Below are 19645 nucleotides of genomic sequence, written 5' to 3' on the forward strand. Positions count from 1 at the left end.
ATGAACAAGATTCTTGCGACCGGCCTTGCCATTTCTCTGTTGGTAACCGGTGCGAATGCCCAGCAACCCGCCAAAACCGGCACCAAAAAAGCCGCTGTTCCTTCCAAAGCAGTCGTCTCGGCGGGAATCCCCGCCGAACTGAAAGAACCCATTCCGTTCGATCCGGGCGTTAAAGTGGGGAAACTGCCGAACGGGATTACCTATTACATCCGCAAAAATGCCGAGCCCAAAAACCGGGCCGAACTGCGGTTGGCGATCAATGCCGGGTCGATTCTGGAAACGGACGACCAGCAGGGGCTCGCCCACTTCATGGAACACATGGCGTTCAACGGCACGAAGAACTTCCCGAAAAACGAGCTGGTGAGCTTCCTGCAATCGTCGGGCGTCCGGTTTGGGGCCGACCTGAACGCGTCGACCGGTTTTGACGAGACGGTTTACCAACTGCCCGTTCCGACCGACTCGGCGCGGCTTTTTGAGCGGGCGTTTCAGATTCTGGAAGACTGGGCACATAACGTGACGATGGACCCGGCTGAAATCGAAAAAGAACGGGGGGTGATTCTGGAAGAAGCCCGGTCGGGTCGCGGGGCGGGTCAGCGGATGCGCGAGAAGTATTTTCCGCTGATTCTCAACAACTCCCGCTACGCCAGCCGTCTGCCCATCGGAAAAGATGACATCATCAAAACCTTCAAACCCGAAGTGCTGCAACGGTTTTACAAAGACTGGTACCGCCCGGATTTGATGGCGGTGGTGGCCGTGGGCGACTTCGATGTGGATCAGGTTGAAAGCATCATCAAGGAAAAATTCGGACGGATTCCGGCGGCAACGAACCCGAAACCGCGCCCGCAATACCCGGTTCCGCCCCACAAAGACACGAAAATTGCCATCGTGACCGATCCCGAACAACCAAACACGATGGTGCAGATTATGTATAAACGCCCCGAAATCAAGGAGAAAACCCTGTATGACATCCGCGAAGCGGTAAAACGGGTGTTGTTCAACTCCATGATCGGAAACCGCATCAATGAACTCACGCAGCAGGCCGACCCGCCGTTTCTGGCCGGTTACAGCAATTACGGCGGTTTTCTGGGCGATCAGGACGCTTTCAGTTCGTACGTGATTGCCAAAGACGGAAACGTGGCGCGGGCCGTCACGGCCATTCTGGACGAAAACGCCCGCGTCGATCGCTTCGGATTTACGGAAACGGAACTGGATCGGGCCAAAAAACAGTATCTGAAAGCCGTCGACCGCATCTACCGGGAACGCGACAAAACCCGTTCCACGAGCTACGTCGGCGAATACGTGGAGAACTTCCTGAAAGGCGACATTCCGGTAAGCATCTCGTTTTACAATGATTTTCTGAAAAAATACATCGGTGGAATCACCGTTGGCGACGTTAACAACCTGGCGAAACAGTTCATTACGACCGAAAACCGGGCCGTGGTCATCATGGCTCCCGAAAAAGACAAAGCCAAACTCCCGACCGAAAAGCAGGTGCTGGCCCTGATCGACAATGCCGGTAAAAACCTGACGGCGTATGTCGATAAGACAATGGACAAACCGCTGTTGCCGACGCTTCCCGTTGGCGGTCCAGTAACGAGCGAAAAAGAAATCAAGGACATCAACGTCACGGAATGGACGCTCCGCAACGGCGTGAAGGTGGTGTTGAAACCGACGGATTTTAAAAACGATCAGATCATTTTTTCGGCCAACAGTCCAGGCGGAACGTCTCTCTACCCCGACAAGGATTTTGAATCGGCGCGGTTTGCCTCGACGCTGACGCACATGAGCGGTATTGGCGAATATAACCAGATTCAGTTGGGTAAATACCTGACCGGAAAAACCGTCAGCGTGTCGCCCTACATCGGTGAAACGACCGAAGGCATCAGCGGCAGCACCACGCCTGACGATCTGGAAACGGCCCTGCAATTGGTTTATGCCTACTTCACGGCCTCGCGTCAGGACCCCGACGTGATCAAGGGCTTTTTGTCGAACCAGCGGAGCCTGCTGCAAAATCAGTTGGCCACCCCAACGCCCCAGAAGGTTTTTCAGGATACGGTTCAGTCGCTGCTGGGGGCCTATAACTACCGCCGGTTGCCCCTGACGCCCGAACGGCTGGATAAAGTGGACGTCAACCGGGCCGGGGCGATTTACAAAGACCGCTTTGCCGACGCCAGCGACTTCACATTCTTCTTCGTCGGAAATTTCAAAGAAAAGGATATTAAACCGCTGATTGAGAAATATTTGGGCGGTTTACCTTCCACCAACCGCAAGGAAACCTACCGCGACCTGGGCATCCGGATTCCGGCCGGGAAAATCGAGAAATCCGTCACCAAGGGCCTGGAACCCCGGAGTACGGTGCAGTTGATTTTCAGCGGTGATTTTGTCTGGAATGCCGAAAATGCCACTCAGGTCGACGCACTGGCCGAAGTGCTGGAGATCAAACTGACCGAAACGCTGCGGGAAGAAGAAAGCGGGGTCTACGGTGTGGGCGTCAACGGAGCTTATGCCAAAATTCCGGCGCAGCGGTATACGTTCCGCGTCGGTTTCAGTTGCGCCCCCGAAAACGTCGATAAACTGATCGCGCGAACCCTGGCCGAGATCGAAAAACTGAAGCAGAACGGTGCCGATTCCAAAGACATCGACAAGTTCAAAGCTGAAACCCGGCGCGAAACGGAAGTTCAGTTGAAGCAGAACAATTTCTGGCTGGGGTATCTGTCCAACCAGTATTTCAACCAGGACGACCCGAACGAAATCCTGCACGAAGCGGATTTTCTGAAACAGGTGACGCCCGAAAGTACGAAACAGGCTGCCAATCAGTATTTTGGCAAGAATTTTATCAAGTTGTTGCTGGTGCCGGAGCGAAAGTAGGCCCCGACTTACCTTTCGCTAAATCGTTGGGCCGCTTTACAGGGAAAAAAGCATATCTTGCTTTGTTTCCCTGCTTGTCCCATGCTCTACCAAAAGTATCAACCGGCTCCCCATCTGCGCCCGTTTGTCGAGTGCTACTACGTTTGGGAAAACGGGCTGTCGCTGGCCCAGCCGATGACCGTCGAGTCGCCCCCGAACGGCTACGGCTCGCTGGTGTTCAATTATGGTGATCCGTACCGGCTTCAAACGCAGAAAAACGGAACGAAAGTGGTGCCCGCGTCCTTCCTGAGCGGGCAGTCGACCCGCAGCTACCAATTGCAGTTGCAGGGACAAATCGGCATGGTCGGGGCGGTTTTTCGTCCGGCGGGCCTGAACAGTCTGTTTGGGTTACCGATGTATGAATTTGCCGATGAACGCATCGATCTGACCGCCGTTCTGGGCGATGGCATCCGAACCGTTCAGGAACGCATCGTCGAACCCAACAGTGCCACCGGTCGGATTCGGCTGCTGGAAGCCTTTTTGAGCAATCAGATGACCCGCACCAATGCTGTAACCGACCGCACGGACTACGTTGCCAACCTGATCGTAGACCAGCGGGGCATCATCAACATCAATGAATTAATGGACGAACTGTACGTTTGCCGACGGCAGTTTGAACGAAAATTTCTGACCAAAGTCGGGGTGAGTCCAAAATATTACGCCCGCATCCGGCGCATTGGTTACTTGTGTGCTCAACTGGCCAGCAAACACTGGAACGTGGACGATTGGCACGACGTCATTTACCGGGCGGGGTATTACGACCAGTCGCATTTCATCCGTGAGTTTACCGGTTTTACGGGCCGGATTCCATCGCTGTACGTACGGGATAACGTCGAGCTGGCGAATTTTCTCCGATCGTGAATGACGGTTTATGAGTCTCTTGCAAAATGTCGCATTTGTACAATAAAGCCGCCCGGGGGTCAGGTACTTTTGGTGTATCATATAACCACGATTTTTCATGAAAACGACACAAACAGACTCCCTGACCGACCTGACCCGCAAAGGCACCAGCATTGAATTTTTCTCAGCCTACCAGGAACGGGATATTGAGCGGATGATGGCCCTCTTCGACCCCGCCGGCGAATTCTGGCTCATGCCACTCGGCCCCGATCCGCAGGGAACCATTGGCGATTTAGGTCGGAATTTCTGGACGGGCGTCATCGGCGCTTTCCCGGACATCGACAATACCGTCGATAAAGTGACGGCCGATGGCGACAAAATCATTTGTAATGTGGCATTGTTCGGAACCCAAACCGCTGATTTTGCCGGCATTACGAACAAAGGTTTGCACTTTAACAGCGACCATATCTTCATTTTTCGTTTCAACGAAGACGACAAGATCGTGGCAGTGGCCATCGACTGGGATCACGCCAGCTTCCAGCAACAATTGGGTGTTTAAAGAGACAAGAGAGGATAGACAAGAGAGGATAGACTGTTTTCTGAGCACTAGTCTTTACTCTCTTGTCTATCCTCTCTTGTCTAAATCGCTCCTCACTTCAGCGTTTCCAGATTGAACAGAAACTCCGATGAATTGACGAGCGTGTGAACCAGAGCCGCGTAAAAGACATTTTTCGTTTTCATGTACGTGTAGCCATAGCCCCAGCCCGCAATGCTGGCCAGGCCCACAAAGACCAGCGAACCCGCGTGAAAATGAACCAGGCCAAAAAAGATACTTGTGATCGCCAGGGCCGTATACGGACCATTCAACTCGATCGATTTCTTCTCAATCCAGTAAGCGGCAAGGAATAAAAGAACCGTGATCAGAACCGGAACCCACAGAAGGGCCGCGTGCATCAGATACCCGGTGAGCAGCGAGAGCAGCAGAAAAACCGCAAATCCCCACGTCCAGTACGTCTTCCAGACACCCGATTCCGTAATTTTCCGGGCCAGCATGTTTTGCAAAATGCCCCGCAGAAAGAGTTCTTCGAATAAGGCCGTACCAAAAAAAATCCGCACCATCTCGCCAACGGCCAGGGGAATCAACGCCATCGAAAGCGGTTCGTAACCGCTGGTTTTCAGAAAACCGCTGACGTACGCAATCAAGGCGGTTAAGGCAATAAAAGCCAGCCAAACCCAGACGGCGGTTTTAAGATAACGCCAGTTAAAAGTCGGGAAAAAACCGATGTCGGGCAGCTTTCGGATGGTGCCAAAACCGTAGACCGCCGTCAGAATCAGCACAAACCGCAACACATTGCTGAAGCCCGCGCCGTTGAAAGGCAAGTTGGTTTTAACGCCGAAGGAAATGGACGTGGCCGGAATCAGAAAGAGAAAATAAACCGCAAAATCCGTCCATTTGATCGGTTGGTAGCCCTTTGGGTAGGCTAAAAAAACGAGGACCGGAAACAGTAAATAGAAAGGAAACAGCGCAGCCGACCCTTTGAACGGCGAATGCCCGTGGAATCCCAGATACGAATACAGAATAACAATCAGCAACACCGGAAACACAAGGGCCCGCTCCAGGCTGGTGCTCACGGTCCGACGGAGTGATTCGAAAAGAGCCGGTTGCCCCAGGGTGAACGTCAGGAAATACAACCCGATGAAATACGGACTCGCCAGCAGGAGTTCGGCGGGTGGAAGTTGCCCATTGAAATAGAGGAAAAGCGCAAACAAGGCCGCTGTCAACAGCACGCCCGTCCGTATTTCACCCGCATACCCCGTCGTCTTTTTCATCATCCGTCGATTTGTTCCAGATAACTACGAAAAGAAAATCAGATGGGCTATTGGCCGAAGCAAAAAACCGCAAAAATGACCGATTCTCTTCAAAACATCATTTCTGAGACAAAATCTGGTAAAATTCTTCGATGTTCGACCAATTAATAAATAACCCGCCGGTTTTCAGATCCAGCTTTTGTAGATTATACCGAACAAACTGATACACAATACGATAACCTTTACACAAATGACCCCACTTCTAAAATCGAGCCTATTGACGCTGGTCCTGGTTCTGACGTTTGTCGTTGGTTGGGAATGGTACTGGCGCAGTCAGAACCTCGGGCTTTCCTACAACGACGACGAAAGCCTGTGGGCCCACACCCGGAAAGAAATTTACCGGAGCAGCCCGTCGAGGCCCGTGATCATTGGCTCGTCGCGCGTCAAGTTCGACCTCGATCTGGCGACCTGGGAGGCTACAACCGGCGAAAAACCGATCCAACTGGCGCTGGTCGGTACGGCCCCCCGGCCTTTGCTGACGGATCTGGCCAAAGATCCGAACTTCAAAGGAACACTCATCATTGGCGTCACCGAAGGCCTTTTCTTCGCGCCCGACGGTTCTTTTCCCGAACGGGAGGCCACGAAACGGGTCAATTTTTATCCCAGGTGGTCGCTTTCCCAGCAGATCAGCTTCCACATCAACCGGGTGCTGGAACCCTGGCTGTATTTTCTGGATGAAGAACGGCTGGCCCTGCGTCCCCTGCTGACCAACCTGCCGATTCCGCCCCGGCCCGGCACCTGGGGTGGACCGAAATTCCCAAAAGAGTTTTCGATCATCCAGTTCGACCGGCAGGATGTGATGACAGACGCGATGGTGGCCGACACCGCCATTCAGCACCAAGTGCAGGCGGTTTGGCTGGACATTGGCGCCCACAGCCCGAAGCAAACCATGCCGGATGCGATGGTTACGGGCATTCTGGATTCGGTCAAGAAGTCGGTAGACCAGATTCGGGCGCGGGGTGGCCAGGTGGTTTTTGTCCGGATGCCTTCGGACGGCCCTTTCTACGAAGCCGAAAAAATGAGCCACCCGCGGGAAAAATACTGGGATCGGCTGCTGGCGCATACCCGGACGCCCGGTATTTATTTTGCGGATTACCCGGCATTGTCCAAATACCGCTGTCCGGAATGGTCGCACCTGGCACCGAAGGATGCGGTCACGTTCACGCAGGATTTTATCCCGATTCTGAAGCAGAAAACCGGCTGGCCCATCCCGATCCGGCCTACTCAAAAGCCCGCCCTTACGGCTTCCCTTCCTCCCCACCAATAGCTCCTGACGATCATGGTTTTCAACTCCTACAGTTTCGCCCTCTTCTTCGTTCTGCTGCTGGTGCTGCACAACCTTCCTCTGCCCTGGAAGGCAAAAAAGATCAACTTGCTGCTGGCCAGTTACTTATTTTACGCTCTCTGGAATCCGCCCTTCATTTTGCTGCTCTGGCTTTCGACGGTGGTGGATTTTTACATGGCCCGGCTGATTGCCCGCGAGCAACGGTCGGCACCCCGAAAACTCCTCCTGACCGTCAGCCTGCTGCTGAATCTGGGCATGTTGAGCTACTTTAAATACGGCGGTTTTTTACTGGAAAACTTTACGGCTTTGCTGTCGGCGATGGGCATTGCCTTCCAGGCCGCCAAACCCGATATAATCCTACCGGTCGGTATTTCGTTTTACACCTTCGTAACGCTTTCGTACACGCTGGATGTCTACCGTCGGAAAGCCGAACCCGAACCGTCTTTTCTGAATTTTGCGCTGTTTGTTACGTTTTTTCCGCACCTGGTTGCGGGACCGATTGTCCGGCCCGAAGACCTGATTCCGCAGTTTAAGGAACCCCACCGCGCCACGACCCAACAGATGACCTGGGGGCTTTTTCTGCTGTCACTCGGCCTGTTCATGAAAGTGGTTGTTGCCGATACGCTGCTGGCCGACTCGGCCGATACGGTTTTTGGGGTGCCCTTTCCGGTGCAACCACTGGATGCCTGGATGGGTGTGATGGCGTTTTCGGGGCAGATTTTCTGTGATTTTGCGGGCTATTCGACCTGCGCCATCGGCATTTCGCTGTGTCTGGGCTTCGTGCTGCCCGACAATTTCCGGTACCCCTACGCGGCCATCGGTTTTTCGGATTTCTGGCGCCGGTGGCACATCACGCTCTCAACCTGGCTACGCGACTACCTCTATATTCCGCTGGGCGGAAACCGCAAGGGCGCTGCCCGGACCTATATCAACCTGATGATCACAATGTTGCTGGGCGGCTTGTGGCACGGAGCGTCCTGGAACTTCGTGATCTGGGGCGGTTTGCACGGCATTTTTCTGTGCGCCGAGCGACTGATCCGGGATTGGTCCGGCAAGCGGCAGCGGAGTTTTGCCGAACAAAACCGCTCCGACCAGGTGCTGTCCGGAACCGTTGCGCAGGCGTCGATGGTACCAATTTCGTGGAACGGAAGGCTCGGCAACTTCGGTCTAGCGTTGTTGACTCTGTTTCTGGTCGATATCACCTGGGTGTTTTTCCGCGCCCCCGATTTTGGCAGCGCGATGCGAATTCTGCTGTCGATGTTTGGCGTCATTCCCAACGGAGCGGCCCTGCTCACGTCTCTCGACATCCTGAAAGTCAGTTCCGTCACGGTGATTTTGATTGCCTGTCACTGGGCCATGCGCAATTCGTCGCTGGTGAAACTTGGGGCGCGACTGCCGTGGTGGCTGCTCAGCCTGGTCTGGGCGGTCATGCTGATTTTACTGATTCTGACTCAGAAAAGCAGCAACTCGTTCATTTACTTTCAGTTCTGATAACTTGCCCCTGAAGGGCAGGCCTGTTGGGTTCTTCCGCTTTTGCCCCCCAACCCCCTAAATGGGGAGCCTGGAACGCGGGAAAACTCCCCCTTTAGGGAGCTGGAGGGCAAAAGTCGAAGAAATCAACAGCCCGGCCTTTAGGGAACGGGGCAAGGTCTTTCATTACCGGGACTGAATGCGCGCCCGGTGTTGAAAACCCCAGTCTGCCATCGCCTGAATGATGTCGTCCAGCGAACGGCTGTATTCCGTTAATTCGTATTCGACCAAAACCGGGGTTTGCGGATAAACATGGCGCACGACAAACTCGTTTTGCTCCAGTTCTTTTAGCTCTTTCGAGAGCAATTTGGGCGTGATGCCTTCCACCCGCCGTTGCAGGTCCTTGAACCGCGACGGGCCTTCGGACAGGGCAATGATGATGGGCAATTTCCATTTGCCATTGAGGACATAAAGCGCATCCCGCACCCCGGCTAAGCTGCGGTCGCAGGCGCTTTTGGTATGAATGACCTTATCTTTTTGCTTGACCATAACCGTCCGAAACTGTTTAGAAATACCGGTATCCGTTTGGAGTCTGGTATCTTTTCGATAGCAAATATAGAAATTTAACAGGAAGCTTCTAATCAGCAAATTGCAATAACTCGATGCGGTTATCGAACGGATCGTGGAAGAAAAACCGCTGCCGTCCGTCGATCTCGGACGAATAGGTGATCGCGATGCCGTGGTTTTCCAGTTGCTGTTTGGCTTCCTCCAGGTTCGCAATTTCAAAAGCCGGGTGCCGTTTGGAATACGGCCCGGCGGCTTCTTCGCGAAAATGCAGTTGAATATCGGCAATCGAAAACCAGAGCGCACCACCGGGATGCTCACCCGGGACTTCTTCCAGGCCCAGCACATCGCCATAAAATGTTCTCGCTTCTGCTTTTTTCCCTTCCGGAATGGAAATCAGAATGTGGTCTAACCGCTTGAAATGAATCATCGTATTTTTATGGATTGGGGTGCAACCTACTGCAAATTTCGCTTACTTTTATCGCTCCCGAATTTCGTTGTAAATTCCTTTCAGCAACCTATGTCTTCAGAAAAAACCAGCCGCTTCACCGAATTCAGACGGGAACTTCACCGTTTCCCGGAGGTTTCCGGGCAGGAATTTGAAACTCAGCGACGGATTCAGGAATTTGTGAGCCGGTTTAATCCGGTTAGCCTGATCGAAGTAGGAAAAACCGGGCTGCTGCTGCAATACGGAGCGGATGTTACGGGGCCGGTCACCCTGATCCGGGCGGACATCGACGCTTTACCGATTCAGGAAGTCAACGAGTTTGCACACAAATCCGGGATCGAAGGGGTTTCCCACCAGTGCGGCCACGACGGCCACGCGGCCATTCTCGCCCGGCTGGCGGCTCATCTGGCCGAAAAACCGTCGCTGAAAGGCCGGGTGTATCTGCTTTTTCAACCCGCTGAAGAAACCGGTGAAGGTGCCAAAGCCGTTCTGGACGACCCCGCCTTTGCCGCGATTCGCCCCGACCGGGTGTTTGCCCTGCACAATCTGCCCGGTTTCAGTTCAGGCACGATTGTCTGCAAACCCGGCCCGTTTACGTCAGCCGTTCAAAGCCTGATCGTGACGTTTAGGGGCAAAGTGTCGCATTCGGCAGAACCCGAAAATGGCATCAATCCGGCGTATCTGATGGCAGATTTTGTACTAAAAACCAGGCAGTTGATGCACCCCGACAGCCGATCCGACGACTTTGCACTGGTCACCCCGGTTTACACCACGCTGGGCGAAAAATCGTACGGTATCTCGGCAGGTTACGGCGAAGTGCATCTGACGCTCCGAACCCGAACCAGCCAGAACATGGAACGGCTGACCAAGCAATTGCTGAGCGTCTTGTCGATCCTCAGCGTCGGAACCGGTGTTGACATAGAAACCGCCATCACGGAGGTCTTTTTTGCCAGCCAAAACGATGCCGATGCGTTTGACCAGGTCAAAAACAGCGCACTGAAATTGGGGTACTCGTTCGTGGAAAAACAGGAACCGTTTAAATGGGGCGAAGATTTCGGTCTTTTCACACAACATTTCCAGGGCGCCATGTTCGGGATCGGCGCGGGCGAAAACACCCCGGCTCTGCACAACGACGACTACGATTTTAACGATGAGTTGATCGAACCCGCGGCCCGGATGTTTCTGGAATTGATTGACCTTCAGCACAAATAGGTTTACGGTTTTCAGTTTACGGTTTACGGTGGCTAGCGCATTTAGGCTAACGCGTCAGCCACCGTAAACTGAAAACCGTATACCGTATACTGTAACCGAATAATCAATTAAAAAGGCTCTTTCTACCACTTGCTCAATAGTTGTGAGTACCAAACCCATTCGATTCTAACTTATTGTCAGATAACGCTTTTCAGCCAGCACTGGAAGGCCGGTTTTTCGAAAACCGGGGTTATGGATCACACAACTCACTCCCTCTTAACGCACAATTCATCATGTTCAGGAAAGTCTTAAAATGGGCCGGCATTGTCATTGGCGCTGTGGTAGCTTTACTTCTGGTTTTTTACGTGGTCGTTTATTTTCAGACCGAGTCACGCGCCAACAAGGTGTATGCTGTCAAATTGCAGCCGCTCACCATTCCGAACGACTCGGCTTCTTACGCGCTGGGCAAACACATTGCCGGCATTCGGGGGTGCGCGGAATGCCACGGTGCCGATTTCAGTGGCAGACCGTTCTTCGACGCAAGCACACCAATCGGTATTTTGTATACGTCTAACCTGACTACCGGAAAAGGCGGCATTTCCTATACGAATCAGGACTGGGTTCGCGCCTTGCGGCATGGTTTGGGAAAAGACAACAAAACGTTGTGGTTCATGCCGGCACCGGAAGTCAGTGCTCCGCTGTCGAACCGGGATATGGGTGCGTTGATTCATTACCTGAAAAGTCAGCCACCCGTCGATAAAATCCACCCGGCCAAAGAAGTGAAACCTTTGGGGCGGTTTTTAGCGTTTACCGGCGAGTTGCCGCTTTTTCCGGCTGAAGTCATTGACCACGAAGCCCAACCCGCCGAAAATGTACCGGCTGCTGTGGATGCAGTCTACGGAAAATACCTGGCCGCTACCTGCTCCGGCTGCCACGGTGCTAGTTTCAAAGGGGGGCCTGGCCACGGTCCCGGCGAACCGCACATTGCGGACCTGACCCAAACAGGCAAAGTCGGAAAATGGACGTCGGAAAATTTTGTTACTGCCATCCGGACAGGTAAAACCCCCGATGGGCGCGTGATCAACGATTTTATGCCCTGGAAGTATTTCGCCACCGTGTACACCGACGACGAACTGAAAGCCATTTATTTATACCTGCACGACTTGAAGTAACGGTAGAAAACCACTGGGGTTTTGTTACTTTCGCTGACCCTTACTCGTAAAACCTAAACCGCATGGCCCTCGAAGAACTACTCCAGTCGGTCGGAACCGCCCGAAACCGCTACATTCATTGCGTGCAGCAACTGACGGAAGAGCAGGCGCATTGGAAACCCGATCCGGAAACGTGGAGCGCCGTAGAAAATACCGAGCATCTGTATTGGGCCGAACACGGCGGCATCTGGGGCATGTGGAAGATTTTGCAGGCCAAACGAGACGGAAAACCGCCCGTTTACGCAGGGGAACTCATCCACCGGGGACTGTCGATTGAAGAAATCATCGCGCGAACCTGGCAGCCGAAGGAGAAAGTGCCGCCCATTGCTGCGCCCCGCATGGGTGGTTCCGTGGCTTTCTGGCTGGCGGCTCTGGAAAGTCTGCAACAGCCCTTGACGCAGCTGAGTCAGGAGTTGGCCGACGAAGATTTTGAAGCGATTATTCACCCGCACCCGATTTCGGGACCGCTGGATATCGGACAGCGGTTTGAATTTCTGCGGTTTCATATCGACCGCCATCGGAACCAGGTGACGAATTTGCAGACGATGCTGGCGGTTTAGTGAACTCCTGAAAAAAGGGGTTTTGAGCGGGTTGGCCATCCGGATGAATGACTTTCGGAAATAGATTTTGAGCCCTTTGCAGGGAAATAGACCGCTTCGCCGTATTTTAGCGGCCAAACTGCTAAACCCCGCTCATGAACTTCCAGATTTTCGCCGACTACGAAACGCTTTCCCGTCATACTGCCCAACACATTGCCGACTTACTGAACCGCAAACCCGATGCCCTGATTTGTGCCGCTTCCGGCGACACGCCCGTGGGCACCTACCGGGCGCTGGTTCAACTGGTCAAAGAAGGAAAAACCAGCGTCGACCGCTGCACGTTTGTAGGTCTGGATGAATGGGTCGGTTTAGGACCGGAAAGTGAAGGAAGTTGCGCGAATTACCTCCAGCGCGAACTCTTCGGACCCCTCAACATTCCGTCCGATCAATACCGCCTGTTCGATGCCAAAGCCGATGATCTGGAAGCTGAATGTGCGTCGATGACGCAGTTTGTGGATGACCGGGGCGGTTTTGACCTCATTCTGGTGGGCGTCGGTCTGAACGGCCACATTGCCTTGAACGAACCCGGAACACCCTTTACCCTCAAAGCCCACGTTTCCGAACTGGCCGAAACGACCATCACCGTCGGGCAAAAATATTTCACGACGCCAACACCCCTGACGCTGGGCGTCACGACCGGCCTGCAGCAATTGATGGACGCCCGGGAAGCCATTCTGATTGCCAGCGGCAGCAAAAAAGCCCCGGTGATCAAAACCGCCCTGGAAGGCCCGGTGACGGAAGAGTTTCCAGCCAGCATCATGCAAACGCATCCGAAGGGGTATGTTTGGGTGGATCGGGACGCGGCTGGGGAGTAATAAACCGTCTTTCTCTCAGAACATAGTGGTTGTTAGTAGTGCTTTACACTACTAACAACCACCCAACCCATTACAAATTCTCCTCAATCAGTTTCGCCACGTTTTCCCGCTTGAACTCGCCGGAATAGAGCACTTTTCCGGTTTTATCAAGCAATACAACCATCGGAAACATACCGACCCCGTAGTGTTTCGCCACGTCCTGCGCATCGTATAGCAGCGGGTACTCCGGCTGGATTTTCTGTTTAAAAACCGCAATAATCTTCTTCGAATCATGCGGATTGATGCCCAAAAGTTCGAAACCGTTGGCTTTGTAGTGGTTATAAAGGGCATTTAAGTCGGGGACAGACGCCACACAGTAGCCGCAATTCCGAATCCAGAATTCCAGCAAAACGACCTTCCCTTTCAACTGACTCAGCGTAAGTTCGGTCGTGCGGTCAAAAACCGGCAAGGTCCAATCCGGGGCGGTTTGGCCGCGTGGAATGATTTGCAGCTTTTCATCTTCCGGGTTCACCAGCTTGTACTCATTCCGGTAACTGGAAAAATACCAGGACGAATCAACCGGCGAAGCTGTCGCATCGAGGTATTGAAAGCGGGTTTTTGTAAAATCTTGGTTGCGGTTGTTGGACTGTATCACTTCAACGGGCAAATGCGTCGCCTTATCGATCAGCAAACGGTATCGGATCGATCGGTCTGCCGTAATGGGACGGTAAGCGCCCAGATAATCGATCACTTTCTGTTTCAGGGTGAAGGTCACTGCATAAAAAGGCTTCGCGTCCACCGCGGTATCCAGCACGGTTTTAGGAACCGACGCATCCGTGAGAAGTATTGGCAACGCATTTCGATACGTGACCGGCGAATCGTAGAAGAACGAAAGCGACTCAAAATTCCGGCGGGCCGGTTGGCCGGTAACCCGCAACGTCTTGCTTTTTCGGTCACATTCAAACTTTTCGGTACCATTAAAAACCGCCAGTATATCCGCGTTGCTGAACTGGTAGCGAAAGTCCAAAACCGGGTTTACACTGCTAAAATCCAGAAAGCACGCTCCGCTCATCTCGTTGTGGATGCCTTCCGAAACATAATTCAGCTCCCGGTGATAGCGGTAATGGAGCCCTTCGAGGCTGTTCAGTTTTTGCGAAGTTTTACGAAGTACATCCTCCGCCGAAACGGTTCCAGACTGCGCAAAACCGGGCGTTTGGGTTGTAATTACCAGAAAAAAGGGCATAAGAATGCCACTGAAAATCAATGATTTCATCGCAGTAGGGAGGAAGGAAGATTATGGAGAAATTTAGACGTGTTGGAAAAGGTTACTTCAAGCTAGCCAGCGGTTTTTTGGAGAAGTTGTTTGCGGAAAAATGGGGAGAAGCCAGCGCCAGAATTTTTATCTGTTCAATCTGATCGTCCTTTATTTTCACGTAGACGTCCATGCCTCGGCCTTCGCTATTTTTCGAAAAAAGAATCAGTTCAGTTGGCGGTTCCGACCCGGCTTTTCGGTGTTTAAGCTGGATGTTACGGATCAGATTCAGCGTTCCATTGGGCGTATCAATTACCGCAAATGCGTTTTTCGGATCGATTGAAAAGTTTCCGGCATCCGTTGTTATTCCTCGCTCCCGGTTCACTGATGCTCCCGGAATTTTTGGCAGACTCAGCGTGACCAAAATCATCAACAAAAGGCTATAACTGGCCATCAATCGCCGTGATGACGGTTTACGGTTCATCATCCCGATGCGCTTTTTGATGGTCAGTTCGGTGAAATTAGTGGCTAGAGTCGCCCGCAAACCGCCGATGCGTACCAGCATATATTGATAGTTTCTAGCGTCAAAACCGGTTTGCAGCATTTGCCGATCGACGCTGAATTCCAGATTTTCTTTGACGGCCCGTTTTAGCAACCAGCTTACGGGATTAAACCAGAAAAATATTGTACTCAATTCCGCCAGCAGGACATCCAACGTGTGCCATTCCCGAACGTGAACCCGCTCGTGTTGCAGAATCGGCGCGAGTTCTTCTTCCGAATGTCGGGACGGATTCAGGTAGATCGTTTGCCCGAACGAAAACGGATTGAAATTTTCATGAACCGCCCGAAAACGGAACCCCTTGTACGTTGTCGGCTGCGCACTCCGGTGAATGCGGTGGAGCGATAGCAACTGCACTGCCAGCCGGACTGCCATCACGCCAACACCGGACCAGAACACAACCACCAGCCACGTCCACTGACTCCCGTCAGCGGTTTGTTGCGGAATGGTTTCCAGCACCGTCCAACTTACCATCCGTTGAATCGAACTAACCAACACCGGCTTGCTGCTGCTTAAATCCGGAAAGTCGATAACAGGATAAATGACGGAAAAAACCATCCCGAACAGCAGAGACAGACGATTCAGACCATAAAAAGTCAGCCGACGAAGGACCAGATAATATGCCAGAAAGAACAGCAGTAAAGCCGTGTTGGCCTGAAGCAGGTATATCAAAACCAGGGGCATATCAATCGGGTTTGCGTTTTTCAATCATATCGATAATCTCCTTCAGCTCATCGGCACTGATTTTCTGGTCTTCGGCAAAAAACGCCACCAGCTCTTTGAAGGAATTCCTGAAATAATCACTCACAAAACCGCTCATGAAACGTTTCTTATACTCCTCTTCGCTAATCAGCGGCTCGTAGCGATACGTATTGCCCCATTTTTTACTCTCCAGAAACCCTTTCCGCTCCAGATTCCGAATCGTGGACGCCAGGGTCGTGTAGGGCGGGCGGGGTTCCGGCAGTTGATCCAGAAAATCTTTGACAAAACCGCCCTGGCTTTTCCAGATCACCAGCATGGCTTCTTCTTCCTGTACGGTCAGCTTATTCACTTCTACGATTTTTTCGTAAATCTACGAATATTTCGTAATTACGTGCAAGTGAATTTGAAAAATAAAAATAGCCCCGGTTCATTGGTTTAAATCAAATGACCGCCGAAGTAAATTTTTATCAGCCCACTGCTTTAGCTGTGGGTAAAGCGAAGAGTAACCCCCTGCTAACCGAACCGTTTTAACGGTTTGCCGGACGATGAAACCGTTAAAACGGTTCCGGAATGATTCGATTTCATGACAATTTACCCACAGCTAAAGCAGTGGGCTGATAAGCCAAATATGAATCCGGCTGTTTTATTAATTCCGCTCCACGGTTACCCGGGCGCTTCCCGCTGGAATTCCTGCCCCGCAGGAGCTTTTTAAGGACGTAATGGTATACTCTGTCGAAGCCGTGGGGGCCACCGTCAGCACATACGGATTGAGGAAGGTGCCGTTCACCTGGGTGCCGTCGGAGAGTACAAAGGACCAGGGTGGCAATCCATTTTTGAAAGCTACCCGCACTTTGGAAGTCTGGCCGGGCCGGATGGTTCCCTCGCCCGCTACGATGGCCTGACTGACATTGGGTGCCAGGATTTTAACCGTCGTTTCGGAACCCGCCACCGCCGGGCTGGTCGACGCCACCCGCAGCCGAACGGTGTTGAGCGTGTCTTTCAGATAAGCCGGACTGATGGCTGCTTTCAAAACTCCGTCTTTGTAGGTGGTCGCCAGATTGACAAACCGCCCGCTGGTGTCGGCCACCTGCACAATGTACTTGTTGTTGGCATAAAACCGCCCCGCCGTCGTAAACGGAACCGTAATTTCGGCACCGTGGCAAATCGTCCGGGCCGACAGATTGCCGGTAGTGATGGTGGAGGGTGGAATGTTGACTTTCACAAACGCCCGCCCGCTGTACTCGCCTACCCCGCAGGCACCACCCGCCGAGGTAATGGCGTAAGGTGTCGGATTGTTCGGCGTCACGCGGATGGTGTGCGGACTTTTGGCAATGTTGTTTTCGTAGGTGCCATCCGTCAACAGAACGAACCACGGCCCACCTCCGCCAAAATCCACGGTCAGTTCGGCGGTTTTCCCTTCTTCGATCTTCACGGTATCGTTCCGCAAAACCGCCACGGCCTGAGCCGCCACAATCAGATTTTCGGCGTTACTGCTGATGGCAGGTTGTGTTGCCACCACTCGGATTTTATAAGCTCCCCTGGGCGAAATCCCGTAGGGCAACCGCGCCATCAGCGGACTGGCCGTGCCGGAAGCCGAAATGGTAGTCCAGTTGTTGGTGGAATCGGCGAGTTGGGCCACAAAACCGTTCCCGGTCTGGTATTTCCCGGTGGCCGTAAAAGCGACCTGAAAAGGCGTTCCCGTACAAATCCGAAAACCGCCATTCGGGGCTTTAATGGCAATCTCCGGGTTCGGATTTTCGTTCACATTGATAATGATTTCTCCCGAGACCGTTCCGCTTCCGCAGGGGCCACTGACGTTTACCACTTTGTAAATCGTTGGTTTATCGGGTGTTACCGTCACTTCGTAAGGTGTCGTGGTGGTATTTTGCACTTTGGTTCCGTCCGAGAGCATAAACGACCACGGCCCATGGCCGCTCAGGGCGATGCGGAACGTAGCGGGTTGACCCGGCAAAACCGTTACGGCATTGCTTCCGTCGGCCAATTCGATGCGCGCACCCGGCGCGGGCAACACCCGAAGTGCCTGCACCGTGCCATTAACGACTGGATTGGTGGAAGCGACCCGCAAACTGTAGCGACTTCCGGCTGCGGTCGTGACCGGAATCACGCCCGCCAGCGTTCCGTTGCCAAACGGCCCGGCTTTGGCGGGTTCGCTCAGGTTGGTCACTTTTCCGGTTGCATCGACCAGTTGGAGAACAAATTGATTATCCGGCGAAAACCGCCCACCCGACGAGGTATACGGCACCGAAACCGGCGATCCGGCACAAACCGCCAGGCCGTTCAGGTCACCCGTTATCACTTCCGGCAGCGCCACTTTGTGGCTGTCGGCCTGGGCACGCATAGCCGCCGAGTCGATGCGCATGGTGGTATCGCGCTGAAAAATGGCTTTATACAGACTGTCTTTCAGGTATTTTTCAATCAGCGTGTCCTTCCGGATTTCAATCAGGGTATCGGCAACAGCCTGGGATTGGCGAGTTCGTTGTTCCACTCCCGACGCGCCAAGGGTCAAGATCCCAACGACTCCCAAAACGATACTCAACAACGTAAATTTATTCATGCATGTGTGGTTCAACTTCAAAACTTGGTGTTCTTTCCGATTGGGTTGACGAACTTTGCATTTTACCCTTAAATCTCCTGAAAGAGACTTGGACGCAAAACCTCCGGGTCCGGAAGTCCCCTTCAGGGGATTTAGGGGTAAAACGATAACCGTTTTCGAAATGCAAAGTTCGCTAACTATAACGGAAAGTTTGCAGACCCTGGTACAAAGTTAACACGCTCGCATGAACGAGGAATTGATTCATCTTCAGGTATCCGAAATAATTCCGGAAACGCCCGACACGAAAACGCTTCTTTTACAACCCACCGACGGGCAACCTGTTCCGTATCGGGCGGGGCAGTTTCTGACGCTTCTCTTCCACCACCTCGGCCACGAAGTCCGGCGGTCGTATTCATTGAGTTCAACACCCGGTGGTGATCCGGCAGAACCGTTGAGCCTAACGATCAAACGGGTGGAAAACGGCGAAATCTCCCGGTATCTGCTTGATCATCTGCGGGTAGGCGATACGCTCACCAGTTTGCCGCCAACGGGCCGGTTTACGCTCGAAACCGATCCCGATCAGCAACGGGACCTGGTGCTGATTGGGGCCGGAAGCGGTATTTCGCCCCTGTACGGTATTTTGAAACAGGCCCTGCATGATGAACCGAAAAGCCACATTACGCTGCTGTATTGCAACAGCAGCGAACGGAGTATCATTTTCTACCACCAACTGGAAGCCTTGCGGAAAAAGTACCCGAACCGGTTTCAGTTGATTCACCTGCTCAGCCAGCCGTCGGACGATTGGCGGAAAGCGGGCAACATCCGGCGGGGCCGGTTGAACAACTGGTTGCTGGAAACCATGCTGCCCGAGCTGGTACGTTTTCAGCGCGACAAGGCCCATTGGTACGTTTGCGGGCCGTTTGCGTTCATGCGGATGGTGCAGTTTACGCTGGTGTATGCGGGCATTCGGCTCGATCACATCAAGAAAGAAAATTTTGTAATCGAACCCGTTACGAGAACGCCACCGCCCGAGCTGGCGCGCGATCACCGGATGTTGCTGCGGTATCGCGGAACAGACTACGACATCGACGTACCGGCGTACAAATCCATATTGCAAGCAGCTCTGGATCACGGCATTCCGTTGCCATATAGCTGCAAAGGCGGCCGGTGTTCGAGTTGCGCGGCCCGGATGAAAGCCGGTGAAGTGCACATGACGATCAACGATGTGCTGACGGAACGCGACCTGGCCAACGGCTGGGTGCTGACTTGCACGGGCTATCCGGCGTCGGAAGGTTTGGTGCTGGAAGCCTAACCGCTGTCAGGGTCTTCGACCGCTGACAGGGTTAGGCCTCCAGCACCAAACCACTCCTTTTACTTTTACCCGTTAGAAACTTCATCCC

The 19645-nt window shown here is 53.1% G+C and carries 17 protein-coding genes; 10 read left to right on the forward strand and 7 right to left on the reverse strand.

The features are described 5' to 3' along the window. From F0P93_RS11120 to F0P93_RS11130, 3 genes are all read left to right on the forward strand, one after another. Window positions 1-2868, forward strand: a complete 2868-nt coding sequence (locus F0P93_RS11120) for a M16 family metallopeptidase (protein WP_150876404.1) — start codon at window positions 1-3, stop codon at window positions 2866-2868. Between the two features lie 81 nt (window positions 2869-2949). Further along, on the forward strand, window positions 2950-3768 hold the full coding sequence (locus tag F0P93_RS11125) for a helix-turn-helix domain-containing protein (RefSeq protein ID WP_150876405.1): 819 nt from the start codon (window positions 2950-2952) through the stop codon (window positions 3766-3768). 97 nt (window positions 3769-3865) lie between these two features. Beyond that, window positions 3866-4306 carry an ester cyclase gene (locus F0P93_RS11130; RefSeq protein ID WP_150876406.1) on the forward strand — a complete coding sequence of 147 codons (441 nt, stop codon included), beginning with the start codon at window positions 3866-3868 and terminating at the stop codon, window positions 4304-4306. A gap of 92 nt (window positions 4307-4398) precedes the next feature. Here F0P93_RS11130 and F0P93_RS11135 read toward each other — a convergent pair whose 3' ends face one another. Next, window positions 4399-5577, reverse strand: coding sequence for a CPBP family intramembrane glutamic endopeptidase (locus tag F0P93_RS11135; RefSeq protein ID WP_191908781.1), 1179 nt, complete (start codon window positions 5575-5577; stop codon window positions 4399-4401). Between the two features lie 229 nt (window positions 5578-5806). Here F0P93_RS11135 and F0P93_RS11140 point away from each other — a divergent pair, with 229 nt between their 5' ends. Further along, window positions 5807-6883, forward strand: a complete 1077-nt coding sequence (locus tag F0P93_RS11140; protein WP_150876408.1) for a hypothetical protein — start codon at window positions 5807-5809, stop codon at window positions 6881-6883. Between the two features lie 12 nt (window positions 6884-6895). Then, window positions 6896-8392, forward strand: a complete 1497-nt coding sequence (locus F0P93_RS11145; protein ID WP_150876409.1) for an MBOAT family O-acyltransferase — start codon at window positions 6896-6898, stop codon at window positions 8390-8392. 165 nt (window positions 8393-8557) lie between these two features. Here the strand turns inward: F0P93_RS11145 and F0P93_RS11150 are convergent, their stop codons facing one another. Together F0P93_RS11150 and F0P93_RS11155 are read right to left on the reverse strand one after the other, a co-directional pair. Next, window positions 8558-8920 (reverse strand): winged helix-turn-helix transcriptional regulator, encoded by a 363-nt coding sequence (locus F0P93_RS11150; RefSeq protein WP_150876410.1) that lies wholly within the window; start codon window positions 8918-8920, stop codon window positions 8558-8560. An 88-nt stretch (window positions 8921-9008) separates the two neighbouring features. Then, entirely contained in the window at window positions 9009-9365 is a 357-nt protein-coding gene (locus F0P93_RS11155; RefSeq protein ID WP_150876411.1) for a VOC family protein, read from the reverse strand. A gap of 90 nt (window positions 9366-9455) precedes the next feature. Between F0P93_RS11155 and F0P93_RS11160 the strand changes: the two genes are divergently transcribed. The 4 genes from F0P93_RS11160 (at window position 9456) to F0P93_RS11175 (ending at window position 13199) form a co-directional block, all read left to right on the forward strand. Then, window positions 9456-10595: an amidohydrolase gene (locus F0P93_RS11160; RefSeq protein ID WP_150876412.1), complete on the forward strand. Its 1140-nt coding sequence runs from the start codon at window positions 9456-9458 to the stop codon at window positions 10593-10595. 272 nt (window positions 10596-10867) lie between these two features. Continuing rightward, window positions 10868-11746, forward strand: coding sequence for a c-type cytochrome (locus F0P93_RS11165; protein ID WP_150876413.1), 879 nt, complete (start codon window positions 10868-10870; stop codon window positions 11744-11746). A gap of 62 nt (window positions 11747-11808) precedes the next feature. Continuing rightward, on the forward strand, window positions 11809-12345 hold the full coding sequence (locus F0P93_RS11170; RefSeq protein WP_150876414.1) for a DinB family protein: 537 nt from the start codon (window positions 11809-11811) through the stop codon (window positions 12343-12345). A gap of 134 nt (window positions 12346-12479) precedes the next feature. After that, window positions 12480-13199, forward strand: coding sequence for a glucosamine-6-phosphate deaminase (locus F0P93_RS11175; RefSeq protein WP_150876415.1), 720 nt, complete (start codon window positions 12480-12482; stop codon window positions 13197-13199). Window positions 13200-13269: 70 nt separating this feature from the next. Here the strand turns inward: F0P93_RS11175 and F0P93_RS11180 are convergent, their stop codons facing one another. The 4 genes from F0P93_RS11180 to F0P93_RS11195 all read right to left on the reverse strand — a co-directional run bounded on the left by F0P93_RS11180 (window position 13270) and on the right by F0P93_RS11195 (window position 18266). Continuing rightward, entirely contained in the window at window positions 13270-14451 is a 1182-nt protein-coding gene (locus F0P93_RS11180; protein WP_150876416.1) for a peroxiredoxin family protein, read from the reverse strand. Between the two features lie 52 nt (window positions 14452-14503). After that, window positions 14504-15673 carry a M56 family metallopeptidase gene (locus tag F0P93_RS11185; RefSeq protein ID WP_150876417.1) on the reverse strand — a complete coding sequence of 390 codons (1170 nt, stop codon included), beginning with the start codon at window positions 15671-15673 and terminating at the stop codon, window positions 14504-14506. Window position 15674: 1 nt separating this feature from the next. Next, window positions 15675-16040: a BlaI/MecI/CopY family transcriptional regulator gene (locus F0P93_RS11190; protein ID WP_150876418.1), complete on the reverse strand. Its 366-nt coding sequence runs from the start codon at window positions 16038-16040 to the stop codon at window positions 15675-15677. Window positions 16041-16337: 297 nt separating this feature from the next. Further along, complete coding sequence (locus tag F0P93_RS11195; protein WP_150876419.1) at window positions 16338-18266, reverse strand: hypothetical protein; 1929 nt, start codon at window positions 18264-18266, stop codon at window positions 16338-16340. 223 nt (window positions 18267-18489) lie between these two features. Between F0P93_RS11195 and F0P93_RS11200 the strand changes: the two genes are divergently transcribed. Beyond that, window positions 18490-19557 (forward strand): ferredoxin--NADP reductase, encoded by a 1068-nt coding sequence (locus F0P93_RS11200; RefSeq protein ID WP_150876420.1) that lies wholly within the window; start codon window positions 18490-18492, stop codon window positions 19555-19557. The last annotated feature ends 88 nt before the right edge of the window (window positions 19558-19645 follow it).

It is taken from the genome of Larkinella humicola (assembly GCF_008727875.1).
In the GTDB taxonomy this organism is placed as follows: domain Bacteria; phylum Bacteroidota; class Bacteroidia; order Cytophagales; family Spirosomataceae; genus Larkinella; species Larkinella humicola.

Bases quoted from the DNA above. Each gene is read 5' to 3' on its own strand.
- F0P93_RS11120 (WP_150876404.1), top strand. From the start codon at position 1: ATGAACAAGATTCTTGCGACCGGCCTTGCCATTTCTCTGTTGGTAACC.
- F0P93_RS11125 (WP_150876405.1), top strand. From the start codon at position 2,950: ATGCTCTACCAAAAGTATCAACCGGCTCCCCATCTGCGCCCGTTTGTC.
- F0P93_RS11130 (WP_150876406.1), top strand. From the start codon at position 3,866: ATGAAAACGACACAAACAGACTCCCTGACCGACCTGACCCGCAAAGGC.
- F0P93_RS11135 (WP_191908781.1), bottom strand. From the start codon at position 5,577: ATGAAAAAGACGACGGGGTATGCGGGTGAAATACGGACGGGCGTGCTG.
- F0P93_RS11140 (WP_150876408.1), top strand. From the start codon at position 5,807: ATGACCCCACTTCTAAAATCGAGCCTATTGACGCTGGTCCTGGTTCTG.
- F0P93_RS11145 (WP_150876409.1), top strand. From the start codon at position 6,896: ATGGTTTTCAACTCCTACAGTTTCGCCCTCTTCTTCGTTCTGCTGCTG.
- F0P93_RS11150 (WP_150876410.1), bottom strand. From the start codon at position 8,920: ATGGTCAAGCAAAAAGATAAGGTCATTCATACCAAAAGCGCCTGCGAC.
- F0P93_RS11155 (WP_150876411.1), bottom strand. From the start codon at position 9,365: ATGATTCATTTCAAGCGGTTAGACCACATTCTGATTTCCATTCCGGAA.
- F0P93_RS11160 (WP_150876412.1), top strand. From the start codon at position 9,456: ATGTCTTCAGAAAAAACCAGCCGCTTCACCGAATTCAGACGGGAACTT.
- F0P93_RS11165 (WP_150876413.1), top strand. From the start codon at position 10,868: ATGTTCAGGAAAGTCTTAAAATGGGCCGGCATTGTCATTGGCGCTGTG.
- F0P93_RS11170 (WP_150876414.1), top strand. From the start codon at position 11,809: ATGGCCCTCGAAGAACTACTCCAGTCGGTCGGAACCGCCCGAAACCGC.
- F0P93_RS11175 (WP_150876415.1), top strand. From the start codon at position 12,480: ATGAACTTCCAGATTTTCGCCGACTACGAAACGCTTTCCCGTCATACT.
- F0P93_RS11180 (WP_150876416.1), bottom strand. From the start codon at position 14,451: ATGAAATCATTGATTTTCAGTGGCATTCTTATGCCCTTTTTTCTGGTA.
- F0P93_RS11185 (WP_150876417.1), bottom strand. From the start codon at position 15,673: ATGCCCCTGGTTTTGATATACCTGCTTCAGGCCAACACGGCTTTACTG.
- F0P93_RS11195 (WP_150876419.1), bottom strand. From the start codon at position 18,266: ATGAATAAATTTACGTTGTTGAGTATCGTTTTGGGAGTCGTTGGGATC.
- F0P93_RS11200 (WP_150876420.1), top strand. From the start codon at position 18,490: ATGAACGAGGAATTGATTCATCTTCAGGTATCCGAAATAATTCCGGAA.